This window comes from Corynebacterium hesseae, assembly GCF_037850265.1.
Classification (GTDB): domain Bacteria; phylum Actinomycetota; class Actinomycetes; order Mycobacteriales; family Mycobacteriaceae; genus Corynebacterium; species Corynebacterium hesseae.
Genome location: NZ_CP137211.1, coordinates 2,255,287 through 2,267,973, shown reverse-complemented (window position 1 = coordinate 2,267,973; position 12,687 = coordinate 2,255,287). Strand labels below are relative to the sequence as shown.

Genomic DNA, 12,687 nt, shown 5'->3' with positions numbered 1-12,687 from the left:
TAACTACTTTTTCTTTTTGGTGTGGTTGTTGTCTTGTGTGGGGTGTTGTGTGAGAACTGTATAGTGGACGCGAGCATTTAACCATGTGCTTTCCATCTTCTTTTGTGTGGGTGGTTGGTCATGGTTTGTGTGATTTCTTTGTTCTTTTGTGTTTTGTGTGTTCACACCAACACAGTTTGATTGCCGTGTTTGTGGTGGTTGTTGTGTTGGTTGTGTGTTCGTTATTTAGGGCGCATGGTGGATGCCTTGGCATGCTGGGCCGATGAAGGACGTGTAAGGCTGCGTTAAGCCTCGGGGAGTTGTCAATAGAGCGTTGATCCGAGGATGTCCGAATGGGGAAACCTGGCACCTGTTATGGGGTGTTACCCTTCAGTGAATTCATAGCTGTTGTGGGGGTTTACGCGGGGAAGTGAAACATCTCAGTACCCGTAGGAGAAGAAAATAAAATATGATTCTGCTAGTAGTGGCGAACGAACGTGGATGAGGCTAAACCGTGTGCATGTGATACTTGGTAGGGGTTGTGTGTGCGGTGTTGTGGGCCCCAATGTGAATCAGCTACCACTGGTTTGCTTGTGTGTTGTTGTTAGGTGAAGTGGTGTGGAAACGCCGACCGTAGAGGGTGATAGTCCCGTAGTTGAAGGCTTCAATGCATGGGTTGTTGGGTTGCCCGAGTAGCAGCGGGCTCGTGGAATCTGCTGTGAATCTGCCGGGACCACCCGGTAAGCCTAAATACTCAGTGTGACCGATAGTGTATGAGTACCGTGAGGGAATGGTGAAAAGTACCCCGGGAGGGGAGTGAAATAGTTCCTGAAACCATGTGCTTACAATCCGTCAGAGCACCTGTATGTGTGTGATGGCGTGCCTTTTGAAGAATGAGCCTGCGAGTCAGCGGCATGTCGCGAGGTTAACCCGTGTGGGGTAGCCGTAGGGAAACCGAATCCTCATGGGGTGTTTAGTGGCATGTCCTGGACCCGAAGCGGGGTGATCTACCCATGGCCAGTGTGAAGCAGTAGTAAGATGCTGTGGAGGCGCGAACCCACGTAGGTTGAAAACTGCGGGGATGAGCTGTGGGTAGGGGTGAAAGGCCAATCAAACTCCGTGATAGCTGGTTCTCCCCGAAATGCATTTAGGTGCAGCGTCGCATTAGCTTGGTGGAGGTAGAGCTACTGGTTGGTTGAGCGGGACTACAATCTTAGCAATGTCAGCCAAACTCCGAATGCCACTAATTGTGTTGTGCGGCAGTGAGACTGTGGGGGATAAGCTTCATAGTCGAGAGGGAAACAGCCCAGATCGCCGGTTAAGGCCCCTAAGGGTGTGCTAAGTGGAAAAGGATGTGGGATCGCGAAGACAGCCAGGAGGTTGGCTTAGAAGCAGCCATCCTTGAAAGAGTGCGTAATAGCTCACTGGTCGAGTGGTCCTGCGCCGACAATGTAGTGGGGCTCAAGCACACCGCCGAAGCCGCGGCAATACTTTGTATTGGGTAGGGGAGCGTCGTGCATGTGTTGAAGCGTTACCGTAAGGCGGCGTGGAGTGTGTGCGAGTGAGAATGCAGGCATGAGTAACGAATTGGAAGGTGAGAATCCTTCCCGCCGGATGACTAAGGGTTCCTGGGTCAAGTTCGTCTTCCCAGGGTGAGTCGGGACCTAAGGCGAGGCCGACAGGCGTAGTCGATGGATAACCAGTTGATATTCTGGTACCCGTATATCCGCGCCCATGATAAAGCACTGATACTAACCACCGCGGATACGATCGTCGTGTTCTTTGAACACGGTGGTTGTTGATGTCGTGGGGCCTGATGTGTGGTTCAAGTGATGGGGTGACACAGTGTAGTAGCCATGCCGCTTAGTGGATTGTTGGTGTAAGCGTGTGAGGTGGTGTGTAGGCAAATCCGCACACCGTTTAACCTGAGGCGTGATGCGTAGCCCAAATGTGGGTGAAGTTGGTGATCTAGTACTGTCGAGAAAAGCCTCTAGCGATGTGGATGTATGGCCCGTACCCTAAACCGACACAGGTGGTCAGGTTGAAAATACTAAGGCGTTCGGGTGAACTGTGGTTAAGGAACTCGGCAAAATGCCCCCGTAACTTCGGGAGAAGGGGGACCACACGACTTTGACACTTCTTGCAAGTGTTGTGGGTTGTGGGGTCGCAGAGAATAGAGGGAAGCGACTGTTTATCAAAAACACAGGTCCATGCGAAGACGTTAAGTTGATGTATATGGACTGACGCCTGCCCGGTGCTGGAAGGTTAAGAGGACCGGTTAGTAGTCTTTGACTGCGAAGCTGAGAATTTAAGCCCCAGTAAACGGCGGTGGTAACTATAACCATCCTAAGGTAGCGAAATTCCTTGTCGGGTAAGTTCCGACCTGCACGAATGGCGTAACGACTTCTCTGCTGTCTCAACCACAGGCCCGGTGAAATTGCACTACGAGTAAAGATGCTCGTTACGCGCGGCAGGACGAAAAGACCCCGGGACCTTCACTATAGCTTGGTATTGGTGTTCGGTTCGGTTTGTGTAGGATAGGTGGGAGACTATGAGACGTGTGCGCCAGCACGCGTGGAGTCGTTGTTGAAATACCACTCTGATCGGATTGGATACCTTAACCTTGGCCCATGATCTGGGTTGGGGACAGTGCCTGGTGGGTAGTTTAACTGGGGCGGTTGCCTCCCAAAATGTAACGGAGGCGCCCAAAGGTTCCCTCAGCCTGGTTGGCAATCAGGTAGCGAGTGTAAGTGCACAAGGGAGCTTGACTGTGAGACAGACATGTCGAACAGGGACGAAAGTCGGGACTAGTGATCCGGCACCTACTTGTGGATGTGGTGTCGCTCAACGGATAAAAGGTACCCCGGGGATAACAGGCTGATCTTCCCCAAGAGTCCATATCGACGGGATGGTTTGGCACCTCGATGTCGGCTCGTCGCATCCTGGGGCTGGAGTAGGTCCCAAGGGTTGGGCTGTTCGCCCATTAAAGCGGCACGCGAGCTGGGTTCAGAACGTCGTGAGACAGTTCGGTCTCTATCCGCCGCGCGCGTTGAAACTTGAAGAAGGCTGTCCCTAGTACGAGAGGACCGGGACGGACGTACCTCTAGTGTGCCAGTTGTTCCGCCAGGAGCATCGCTGGTTGGCTACGTACGGAAGGGATAACCGCTGAAAGCATCTAAGCGGGAAGCCTGTTTTAAGATGAGGTTTCATTTGAGGTCCCCCAAAGACGATGGGGTTGATAGGCCAGACCTGGACGCACCGCAAGGTGTGAAGGCTACTGGTACTAATAGACCAAAACAAACACACACACCCATTCTTTAGGGCGTGTCAACAACAAACACAACAGTTAATCAATCACACTGCCGTGTTCGCGTCCACTACACAGTATCTGACACAACACCAGCAACCAGACGTTGCCCCGAGTGTTTGTCGGTGGCCTATAGCAGCAGGGAAACGCCCGGTACCCATTCCGAACCCGGAAGCTAAGCCTGCTAACGCTGATGGTACTGCAACCGGGAGGTTGTGGGAGAGTAAGAAACCGCCGACACCAAACAACAACAAACAACTCAATACAACAAAGAGAGACCGTTAAAGCACCATCATTGCTTTAACGGTCTCTTTTTCGTTTTGCCAGCACTACCGGCATGCGTTACCACGTCTGCACTTCCAGGTCTGAACAAATGGCTTTTTAGTGACCGAGTCATGAGGGCCCTCCTCGGCAATTGGGCCTAATCATGTTCACCTGAAAGCGCTGATAAACAAGGCTCATACCCACCCGGGTAGCTGCCTAGTTCCTAACTACTGCGAAAGGGCCACGGAAGTATGATCTACCCCACCAATGCTCGGGCGTCTCGTCCTCATACAGAATTGTAAACTGGGCACCGAGCTTTCTGGCTAAGTAGCCAACCCGGTCCGGGATTAGGGTACGGAGAAGATGTTTGAATTCCTTTTGTTTCTCGTTCCTTCAGTGCTTTATATCATTTTTCAGCGCAAGAGAATTGGGGTTTCTCAAGCTCGGGCAAATGTGGGTTGGCGATTGGGAAATTGGCAAACAGTAGTACTAAGCATCATCCTTTTCCCCGTGTTGCTTGGAATAGGATACGCCGGTATCCGTGTGGTGTCGTCGGCTAGTCTGGCCATACCGGGGGTGGTTCTGTCTCAAGGGGTAAGCCTTGCTGTCATTTTCAGGGCTATAGGCGAGGAAGTGTTTTTCCGAGGATTTGTTGGCGGCTTACTTCTTCGATCCTGGGGGTTCTGGAGTGGTAACACGCTCCAAGCGGGAGTTTTTCTTCTGCCTCATTTGATGTTGTTGAGCTTCGATGCGCAGTTGTGGCCCATACTTCCGGTTCAGTTTCTCTGCGGGTGGATCCTGGGAGTGGTGCGATACCGCTCGGGAAGCGTCATTGAATGCGCGATATTGCACGCTGCTATTAACCTTGCAATTGGACTGCTTGCGGGATAAGCGAAGGATTGTGCGCGGGCGCTCAGGGCGGTTAGTGGCTGTCAATTCGCACCAAAGATTGGGGCGCGGGCTTATTCGTCATGTAGCAGGCGTTGTACGGCCTGGCGGACACCCTTCTGTATCCAGTTAGATTCCCAAGACAGACTTCGCAATGAAGAAGTAGACGATCAAGCCCGTTGCATCACAGAAGGTGGAGATGAATGGGTTAGAGAAGACCGCAGGGTCCGCGCCAACAGTTTTAGCCACAATGGGCATGAGTCCGCCTACCGTCGCGGACATCGAACAAATGAGAAACAGGGTGGAGCCGATGACGAGGCCGATATCTAGGCCATAGATGACCGTCGCCAAGACAAGCCCGGCCAGCCCCAGCACAGCGCCCAGCAACATTCCGACGCGCAATTCCCGCCACATGACTGCCAAGAGGTCGCGTGTGCGGACGTCGCCAAGCGCGAGCGCTCGTGTGACGGTCGTTGCTGCCTGATTTCCCGTGTTTCCACCCGTGCCTGTTAGCAACGGGATAAATAGTGACAGCACCACCGCTTTAGCCAGTGTGTCTTCGAAAGAATCGAGCACCCGCACAGTCAACAGCGCTGACACAGCGAGCACGAGCAGCCAGAGAATGCGGGAGCGGACGAGCTTGAGAAGGGGCGTCGACAAGTACGGCTGCTGGAGCGCCTCCGTACCACCGGAACGAGCTGAGTCCTCGCTGTCCGCCTCTTCCATAATGTCGGTTGCATCGTCCCAGGTAAGAAGGCCAACGAGGCGGTGTGAATCATCCACAATCGGCAGCGCCAGCATGTCGAGGGGCAAGAACCAGCGGACGGTCTCTTCGGCGTCGGCAGTCGCGTATGCATATACCGGCTCGTTCATGATGTCCTCAATGAGAATGCCGCGCTCAGCCGTGAAGAGCTCGCGCAGACTGACGACACCTACCAGACGCCGGTCCTTACGCGTCACAGGAACGGTATAGATGGTTTCTAGCTCATCGGCGTTGTCGCGGAGGGTGCGCAGGGCATCTTCCATGCTCATTTCCGGGTGGATATTGGGGACTTCCGGCGACATACGGCGGCCAACGGAGCCCTTCGTGTAACCAAGAATCACTCCGGTCACATCGCGCTGAGTCTGAGTCAGCGAACGGAGGAGGCGATCCGCAATCTCCGCAGGAAGCTCGTCCAGCAGGGCCACGCGGTCTTCGGGATCCAGCTCGTCGAAGAATTCGTAGACATCGGCGTTGCCCAACTCGTCAATGATGTCCGCTTGGTGTTTGGCATCAAGCGCATCGAAGACCGCGATAGATTTTTGACGCGGCAGCAGCCTTAACGCCAATGCGGCGCGGAGAGCATTCTGGCGCTCCACAATCGCGATGAGCTCTTGACGTGGAACGCGAGCTAAGAGCTCTTGGAGCCGAGGAGCCTTTTGGGGGTTGATGGCGTCTTCTTGCTTGAGCCACTCCTCAACAATTTCGGTGGCCTGCTCAATCGTTTCTGCCATCGGTTTTTCGCCCTTCTACTCGACGTCAACCTCCTCAGACTACGTCATGCAGCGCTGCGTAGCCTTTTCACGTATGTACTATTGCGGCATGCTTTCCCTTTACCGTGATTTCTCGGACAATGACGTCGTCAGCTCTATTCTGGGCTACGAGGAAACAGAGTTCCTCTTCGTTGTGGCAGATGTGCCGAAGAAGTGGGTGAGCGATGATCCCTACGCTGAGGACAAGACGCATATTCAGCTCATGAACATGCCTGGAGTCGCCCTGAAAATTTTGCCTGAGGGCGAGCTGATTACTGGTGACGTCGACGTGCGCTATCCGCAGCTCTTCCAGACAGTCGCAGGAAAGACGCTGTGGGATCCGCGCGAAGTTGCAGAGCTTGAGCCTTTCACGGTGATTCATGCTCGGGGTAGCCACCACTTCCACGAGAGGAGCAAGGAACACTACGTCGATATCTGGGAGATCCTCCCAGATGCGGAAGACGGGGCAATGGAGCAGCTCCTCGCTCGGATTGCCGTTCCGGTAGAGCTTGATTCCAAGTTCGGTCCGTTGGTGCTCGATCGCAGTACGAACACGTTCGACGGTAGGGCAGAAGAGCTCGGAGTTGATTTCAGCATCTGGTACGAAGGGGAGGAGCTTCTCCTCGCGGAGAGCGCGAACCTGAGGCGAAAATTCAAGGCACCCCTCACCGTTATCAATAAGGTCCTCAGTGCTGAGATCATCGATGAGGCCCGGCGCTTTGCCGCCAAAAAAGCTCTTCGAGCTGCGAACCGCTGGCGCCATGACGTCGCCCTGTCCGAGGGCGCAAACGTCCCGGCACCTGAGCTCACGGCCGGCGACGTATACGCCAAACTCACGCCCGTTGCCGTTGAAGTCCCCCAACGCGGACACCTCAGCGTGGAATTCGATGATGGCTATCTTTTTGGTGGGCACGCCGTGACGGTGAAGACTAAACGCAGCGGTGCACCCGCAGCCCTTGAGCTCGACGCTTAGTGCTGTTCGCGCATCCGCGTGATGACATTGTGCGCGGAAATGAGGCACATCGGTACACCAACACCCGGTACCGTCGTACCGCCCGCGTAGTACAGGTTCTTGAGTTTTCGCGAGGCATTGCGCCCGCGGAAGAAGGCGGATTGCCGCAACGTATGCGCGGGTCCCACCGCGCCACCAGCCCAGGAGTTGTAGCGCCGCGCAAAATCAGAGGGGCCGACCGTCCGGCGCACCACGATGCGCTCAGCAAAGTCGGGAATGCCAAGCCACGTGCCGAGTTGGTGAATCGCGGCATCGGCAATTGCGCCAACGCGGGGCGATTCTTCTTCGCCATAGGCGTTACCCGCGCCGAAGTTTTCCTCCGCCGGCACGGGGACCAGCACAAAGAGATTCTCGCAGCCCTCCGGCGCCACGGCAGGATCCGTCGCGGAGGTCTTCGACACGTAGATGGACTCGGACGCCCCCAGCGGGCGCGAAGCCTCCGGAGCGTGATACACCGCCCGGAAATCGGGCTCCCAGTCCTTGCTGAAAAGAAGGGTGTGGTGGGCCAGCTCCGGCAGCGCGCCCCGCACGCCGAGGAAGACCAACACCGTGCCGAGGCCCGGGTCGCGTCGCGCGAAATAGCTCTCGGGATAGGTCCGCGCCGACTGAGGCAGCAGAGAAGTCTCAGTATGGCGCAGGTCCGCCGCGGAAACGACGGCCTCGGCGGAGATGAAGCGGCCGTCGTCCAGCCGCACGCCAGTCGCACGACCTTCCGCGCACTCAATCGCCGTCACCGCCGTATCCATGAGGAAGGTTGCGCCTTGTGCCTGGCGCGCAATCGCCGCGACCACCGCGGCGAAACCACCTTGCGGGTAGCGCACGCCTTCGACCAAATCGGTGTGACTCATCAAGGAATACAGCGCCGGTGCAGCTGTTGGCTCCGTGGACAAGAACACCGCCGGGTAGGTCAGCACCTGGCGCAGGCGGTAGTCCTGAAACTGTGCTGCCACCAGCCGGTCCAAGGACCGAGTGAGAAGTAGCGCCAGCGAACCCAGCCGCGTGAGCACGTCCCGGGTTAAAAGCTGCGTGGGGTGGGAAAACGTGGTGCACAAAAAGCTGCTTAGCGCCACGGCATAGATATCAGAGGAACGCGCTAAGTAGGCGCGCACGCGCTCGCCTGCGCCCGGCTCGATGGACTCAAAAAGCCGAACAACGTTGTCCACGCCGCTGTGAATGTCGAGGAAGGCGCCGTCGTCGTTGTAGACGCGATAGGCGGGGGAGAGGTCAACCAAGTCCAGCTCGCGCGCGGTGCTCGTCCCGCAGGCACGGAAAAACTCGTCGAAGGCTTCCGGCATGAGGTACCAGGACGGGCCCGTATCGAAGCGGAAACCGTCGACCGTCAGTTCGCCTGCGCGCCCGCCGACGCTGTGCTGCTTCTCGACGACCACCACGTCCCAACCCTCACGCAGCAACAGCGCCGCGCTGGCCAGACCAGCGATGCCCGCGCCGATGACGACAACACGCTTGCCCATAGCTACTTCACCGCCGATGCCGCTGCCCGGCTCACCAAGAATGCCTTGCGCGCCGGCGAGACGGAGACTCGTGTCGTGAGAATATCGGCGGCGGGGGTAGCCGCGAGCTGGTCGGTGAGCTCGGTAAACAGGGCCGTCGCAGCCGCCACGCCCACCCGCGAACCACGCGGCAACTTCTCCATCGCGCCGCGCGCTACAGCCAGGTCGCGCCGAATATCAGCGATGATTGCCGTTTTCCGCTCCTCATCCAAGCTAGCCGGGTCCGGCAGGTTCGGGAAATAGGAGCGGCCCAGCTCTGCGGAATCCTCGCGCAGGTCGCGCAAGAAATTGATCTTCTGAAAGGCCGCGCCCAGGCGCCGCGCGCCTTCCTCGATGCCGGACGGGCGGGGCCCGCCGGCGTAGAAGGCGTCCAGGCACAAGAGCCCAATGACCTCCGCGGAGCCGCACACGTAATCCTCGAAGGAGTCGTGGGTGTGCGTGCGGTGCGTCAGATCGCAACGCATGGAAGAAAAGAACTGTGCAACGTGCTCATCGCTGAACCCGCAACGCCGCGCGGAAAGCGCAAAGGCATGCACGATCGGATCAGCGTGAAACCGCTGGGACGGGGCGGCGCGGACGGTGGCCTCGTAGGCGTCGAGAAGCACGGCGGCGTCCTGGGGATCGAGCCCGGCGTCGACGATTTCATCGGCGGTGCGCACCATGGCGTATAAATTGCGGATGTCCACCCGGACCCTGGGGGAGAGAAGCCGTGTGGCCAGGGAAAAACTGGTGGAGTAGTGGCGCATGATTTGAGCCGCGGCTGCTTCGGCACAGCGGTCGTAATGTTCCAGAGCGGAAAGAGATGCGCGCATGGAGCATATTTTAGACCACACGCGTCACATAACTTACCCAGGGCAAGATAGGGTAGGGACGTTACTTTCCCCATCTATAAGGAGAACACGTCCATGACAACCCCAACGATGACTGCTGCGGCTCGTGCCGTCGACCTGTTCAAACAATACGGTCAGGGAGATACCGCAGTTACCGCGTTGGACCACGTCGACGTTGAGTTCGCGCGCAATACCTTTACCGCCATCATGGGCCCTTCGGGCTCCGGCAAGTCCACGCTCATGCACACCATGGCGGGGCTCGATTCGGCGACGTCCGGCTCGGCCTTCATCGGTGACACCGATATGTCGCAGCTCAGCGACAAGGATATTACGGCCCTGCGCCGCGACCGCCTGGGCTTCATTTTTCAGTCCTTCAACCTGGTGCCCACACTGACCGCGGCAGAAAACATCACGCTGCCCACCGATATCGCTGGCAACAAGGTGGATAAAGAGTGGTTCGATGAGGTCACTTCCCGCCTAGGCTTGTCCGAGCGCTTGAATCACCGCCCAGCAGAGCTCTCCGGTGGCCAGCAGCAGCGCGTGGCTTGCGCGCGCGCTCTGGTTTCGCGCCCGGAAATCATCTTTGGCGATGAACCGACCGGCAACCTGGACTCCAACTCTTCCGCCGAGGTGCTCGATATTTTGCGCACCGCAGTGGATCAGGACGGCCAGACCGTCGTCATCGTGACGCACGATGCGAAGGCCGCATCCTACGCAGACCGCGTGGTCTTCCTTGCTGATGGTCGCCTGGTCAACGAGCTGAACAACCCGACCATGGAGTCCATCCACGCCGTGATGGCAGAAATCGAGGGCTAGAGCATGGCCACAAAGAACACCATGCGCACGGTGTCCGTGCGCAATATTCTCGCGCACAAGCTGCGCCTTGCCTTGACCCTGCTGGCGGTGGTGCTCGGCACCGCCTTCATCTCGGGGTCCTTTATGTTCACCAAATCTTTGTCGAACACCTTCGACTCTGCGGTATCCACGGCATTTACCGGTGTGGATGCGGCCGTAAGCCAGAAGGAAGGCGGCCCAAACCTCGACCAGAAAATGCGCGATGACATCGCCGCCGACCCCGACGTGCGCGCGGTCAACATGCAAAGCAGCCAGACCGTCGTGGTTGCCAACAAGGATGCCGAGGCTTTTCAAACCGGTGGCGGCACCTCCAGCGTGCAGCCCTACTACCCGGAGGACCAGTCCGTCGGTGAGCCCGCCACGCTTGTCGACGGCTCCGCGCCTCACGGGACCGGCGAGGTTCTCATCAACGACTCGGCTGCGGAAGAGTTCGACATCAAGATCGGCGACAGCCTCCTCGTGGTCCACCCGGACCAGCGTGATGAGGTGAAGGTCGTGGGCGTCGTCAAGCCTGTGGTGGACCAAGGCCCTAGCCTGACGCTGCTCATGGACCACGAGGCCTTCGTCGAGCGATACGGCAATTCCGAACAGCTGAAGGTCGCTGCGGCCGAGGGAGTGAGCGCCGATGAGCTCGTGGATCACCTCAACGAGACCTTCGAGGTTAAGGCGGAATCTGGCCAGAAGCTGGCCGATGAGATTTCGGATCAGATTTCCTCTGCCCTGAAATTCGTCAACTACTTCCTCATCGCCTTCGGCCTCATCGCGCTGCTGGTGGGCACGTTCATCATCGCGAACACGTTCTCCATGATCGTGGCTCAGCGCACCAAGGAGTTCGCGCTGCTGCGCGCACTCGGTGCATCCCGCGGCCAGATTACGCGCTCGGTGGTGACGGAGGCCTTCATCGTGGGCCTCGTGGGCTCTGCCGTGGGCGTGGCAGCGGGCATGGGCCTGGTGGCGATCATTAAGGCCGTCTTCGAAGCCAAGGGCATGCCCATGGGCGGCGGCCTGGGCCTGAGCTTGAGCGCTGTGCTTGTGCCGTTGATTCTGGGCGCATTGGTCACCATCGTTTCCGCGTGGGCACCGGCGCGCCGGGCAGGCGCGGTCAAGCCCGTGGAAGCCATGCGCACCACCGAGTCCGCGGCGGGCGCTTCGCTGCTGGTGCGCAGCGTGCTGGGCGGGCTGCTGCTCGTCGTCGGCATTATTTTTGCGCTCGTGGGCGTGCTTGTCGACGCCTCCACGGGCATCCGCGCCACACTCGTGGGCCTCGGCTCGCTCAACCTCATCCTCGGCTTCTTCCTTGCGGGACCGGCCATCTCCTTGCCTATCGTTCCGGCGATCGGCCGCGTGGTTGGCGCGCCCTTTGGCGCGGTCGGCAAGCTGGCATCGACGAACTCGGCGCGCAACCCGCGCCGTACCGCGGCGACTGCTTTCGCTCTCATGCTGGGCGTGGCGCTGGTGACATCGATCGGCATGTTGGGTGCGACGATGAAGGCCTCGGTGGCCGACGCCGTCGAGCAGGACGCCCGCGCGGACTTCTTGCTGTCCGGGCCGACGTCTGGAAACTTCCCGACGCCGAACGAGACGGTGCAGCGCGCCCGCGATACCGAGGGCGTCGGACAGCTCGTGGCGATGAGCACAGCACCCCTGCAGGTGGATGGTCAGGCCTCGATGAATTATGGTCCGGAGATGATGATCAGCCAGGTCATCGATGGCAACGCCGATGACATGCTCAACCTCACTCTGGTCGACGGTGCATTGAATACGGGTGAGGAACCGGGCTTCATCGCCGACTCTGTCTTGGCTGAGAAGCAAGGCTGGGAGGTCGGCCAGTCCTATGAGTTGGCGGGGCCGGATCCATCCCGCACTGCGCAGGTAAAACTCCTCGGCACCTATGAACCTTTCCAGATGCTTCCGGGCCTGGCCGTGTCCCAATCCGCGGTAGAAGAGGTCATCGACCCCAACAGCCTCGACGTCACGGTGGTTTCCGTCAATGCGGAAGAAGGCTATGACAAGGAGAAGCTGCGCGCCAACCTGGAGAAGTCCGTCAAGGACCTCGTTGTGGTACAGGTGCGCACCAGCGAGGAATATGCTGGCGAGGCCGCCGGAATGATTGACCAGATGCTCACGATTCTCTACGCGCTGCTGGCTTTGGCCGTGGTCATCGCTGTCCTGGGCATTGTCAATACCCTCACCCTCGGCGTGATTGAACGCCGACAAGAGATCGGTATGCTGCGCGCGGTGGGTACTCAACGCCGCCAGATTCGCACAATGATCACGGTGGAATCGGTACAGATCGCCCTCTTCGGCGCGCTCATGGGCATCCTCATGGGATTGGGGATGGGGTGGTCCTTCATCTCCGTGCTTTCCGACGAAGGCCTCGATTCCGCGACGGTGCCGTGGATGATGCTCGCGGTCATGTTCGTGGGCTCGGGAATCGTCGGCGTGCTGGCGGCCCTGTGGCCGGCGCAGCGCGCGGCGAAGACCCCGCCGTTGGACGCCATCGCCGACTAACACAGCCTGCGGCTGCAC

General features: G+C 58.4%; 7 protein-coding genes and 2 rRNA genes. 6 read left to right on the top strand and 3 right to left on the bottom strand.

The window, feature by feature from the left end; genetic code table 11:
* The first annotated feature begins 214 nt into the window (after nt 1–214).
* The 3 genes from R3O64_RS10695 to R3O64_RS10685 all read left to right on the top strand — a co-directional run bounded on the left by R3O64_RS10695 (nt 215) and on the right by R3O64_RS10685 (nt 4,441).
* Nucleotides 215–3,285, top strand: a 23S ribosomal RNA gene (locus R3O64_RS10695).
* A gap of 122 nt (nt 3,286–3,407) precedes the next feature.
* Nucleotides 3,408–3,526 (top strand): 5S ribosomal RNA (gene rrf, locus R3O64_RS10690).
* A gap of 387 nt (nt 3,527–3,913) precedes the next feature.
* Nucleotides 3,914–4,441 carry a CPBP family intramembrane glutamic endopeptidase gene (locus tag R3O64_RS10685; RefSeq protein ID WP_339016886.1) on the top strand — a complete coding sequence of 176 codons (528 nt, stop codon included), beginning with the start codon at nt 3,914–3,916 and terminating at the stop codon, nt 4,439–4,441.
* A 126-nt stretch (nt 4,442–4,567) separates the two neighbouring features.
* Here R3O64_RS10685 and mgtE read toward each other — a convergent pair whose 3' ends face one another.
* The gene (gene mgtE / locus R3O64_RS10680) at nt 4,568–5,932 is read right to left on the bottom strand and encodes a magnesium transporter (RefSeq protein ID WP_269948526.1); all 1,365 of its coding nucleotides are present in this window, start codon (nt 5,930–5,932) and stop codon (nt 4,568–4,570) included.
* 88 nt (nt 5,933–6,020) lie between these two features.
* On the opposite strand from mgtE, the gene R3O64_RS10675 reads away from it, so the two are divergent.
* Complete coding sequence (locus R3O64_RS10675; protein ID WP_339016885.1) at nt 6,021–6,923, top strand: DUF2262 domain-containing protein; 903 nt, start codon at nt 6,021–6,023, stop codon at nt 6,921–6,923.
* On the opposite strand, the gene crtI is transcribed toward R3O64_RS10675, so the two are convergent.
* Together crtI and R3O64_RS10665 are read right to left on the bottom strand one after the other, a co-directional pair.
* Nucleotides 6,920–8,434: a phytoene desaturase family protein gene (gene crtI / locus R3O64_RS10670; protein WP_339016884.1), complete on the bottom strand. Its 1,515-nt coding sequence runs from the start codon at nt 8,432–8,434 to the stop codon at nt 6,920–6,922. The two genes, R3O64_RS10675 and crtI, sit on opposite strands and share 4 nt — an antisense overlap.
* Nucleotides 8,435–8,436: 2 nt before the next feature.
* The gene (locus R3O64_RS10665; protein WP_154762477.1) at nt 8,437–9,285 is read right to left on the bottom strand and encodes a phytoene/squalene synthase family protein; all 849 of its coding nucleotides are present in this window, start codon (nt 9,283–9,285) and stop codon (nt 8,437–8,439) included.
* Nucleotides 9,286–9,378: 93 nt separating this feature from the next.
* On the opposite strand from R3O64_RS10665, the gene R3O64_RS10660 reads away from it, so the two are divergent.
* Nucleotides 9,379–10,119: an ABC transporter ATP-binding protein gene (locus tag R3O64_RS10660; protein WP_193634561.1), complete on the top strand. Its 741-nt coding sequence runs from the start codon at nt 9,379–9,381 to the stop codon at nt 10,117–10,119.
* Between the two features lie 3 nt (nt 10,120–10,122).
* A complete protein-coding gene (locus R3O64_RS10655) occupies nt 10,123–12,669 on the top strand; it encodes an ABC transporter permease (protein ID WP_339016883.1) in 2,547 nt (848 codons plus the stop codon).
* Nucleotides 12,670–12,687: the final 18 nt, after the last annotated feature.

What these genes read in the sequence shown, in the direction of transcription:
- R3O64_RS10665 (WP_154762477.1), bottom strand. Translation starts at nt 9,285, where the DNA reads ATGCGCGCATCTCTTTCCGCTCTGGAACATTACGACCGCTGTGCCGAA.
- R3O64_RS10660 (WP_193634561.1), top strand. Translation starts at nt 9,379, where the DNA reads ATGACAACCCCAACGATGACTGCTGCGGCTCGTGCCGTCGACCTGTTC.
- mgtE (WP_269948526.1), bottom strand. Translation starts at nt 5,932, where the DNA reads ATGGCAGAAACGATTGAGCAGGCCACCGAAATTGTTGAGGAGTGGCTC.
- R3O64_RS10685 (WP_339016886.1), top strand. Translation starts at nt 3,914, where the DNA reads ATGTTTGAATTCCTTTTGTTTCTCGTTCCTTCAGTGCTTTATATCATT.
- crtI (WP_339016884.1), bottom strand. Translation starts at nt 8,434, where the DNA reads ATGGGCAAGCGTGTTGTCGTCATCGGCGCGGGCATCGCTGGTCTGGCC.
- R3O64_RS10675 (WP_339016885.1), top strand. Translation starts at nt 6,021, where the DNA reads ATGCTTTCCCTTTACCGTGATTTCTCGGACAATGACGTCGTCAGCTCT.
- R3O64_RS10655 (WP_339016883.1), top strand. Translation starts at nt 10,123, where the DNA reads ATGGCCACAAAGAACACCATGCGCACGGTGTCCGTGCGCAATATTCTC.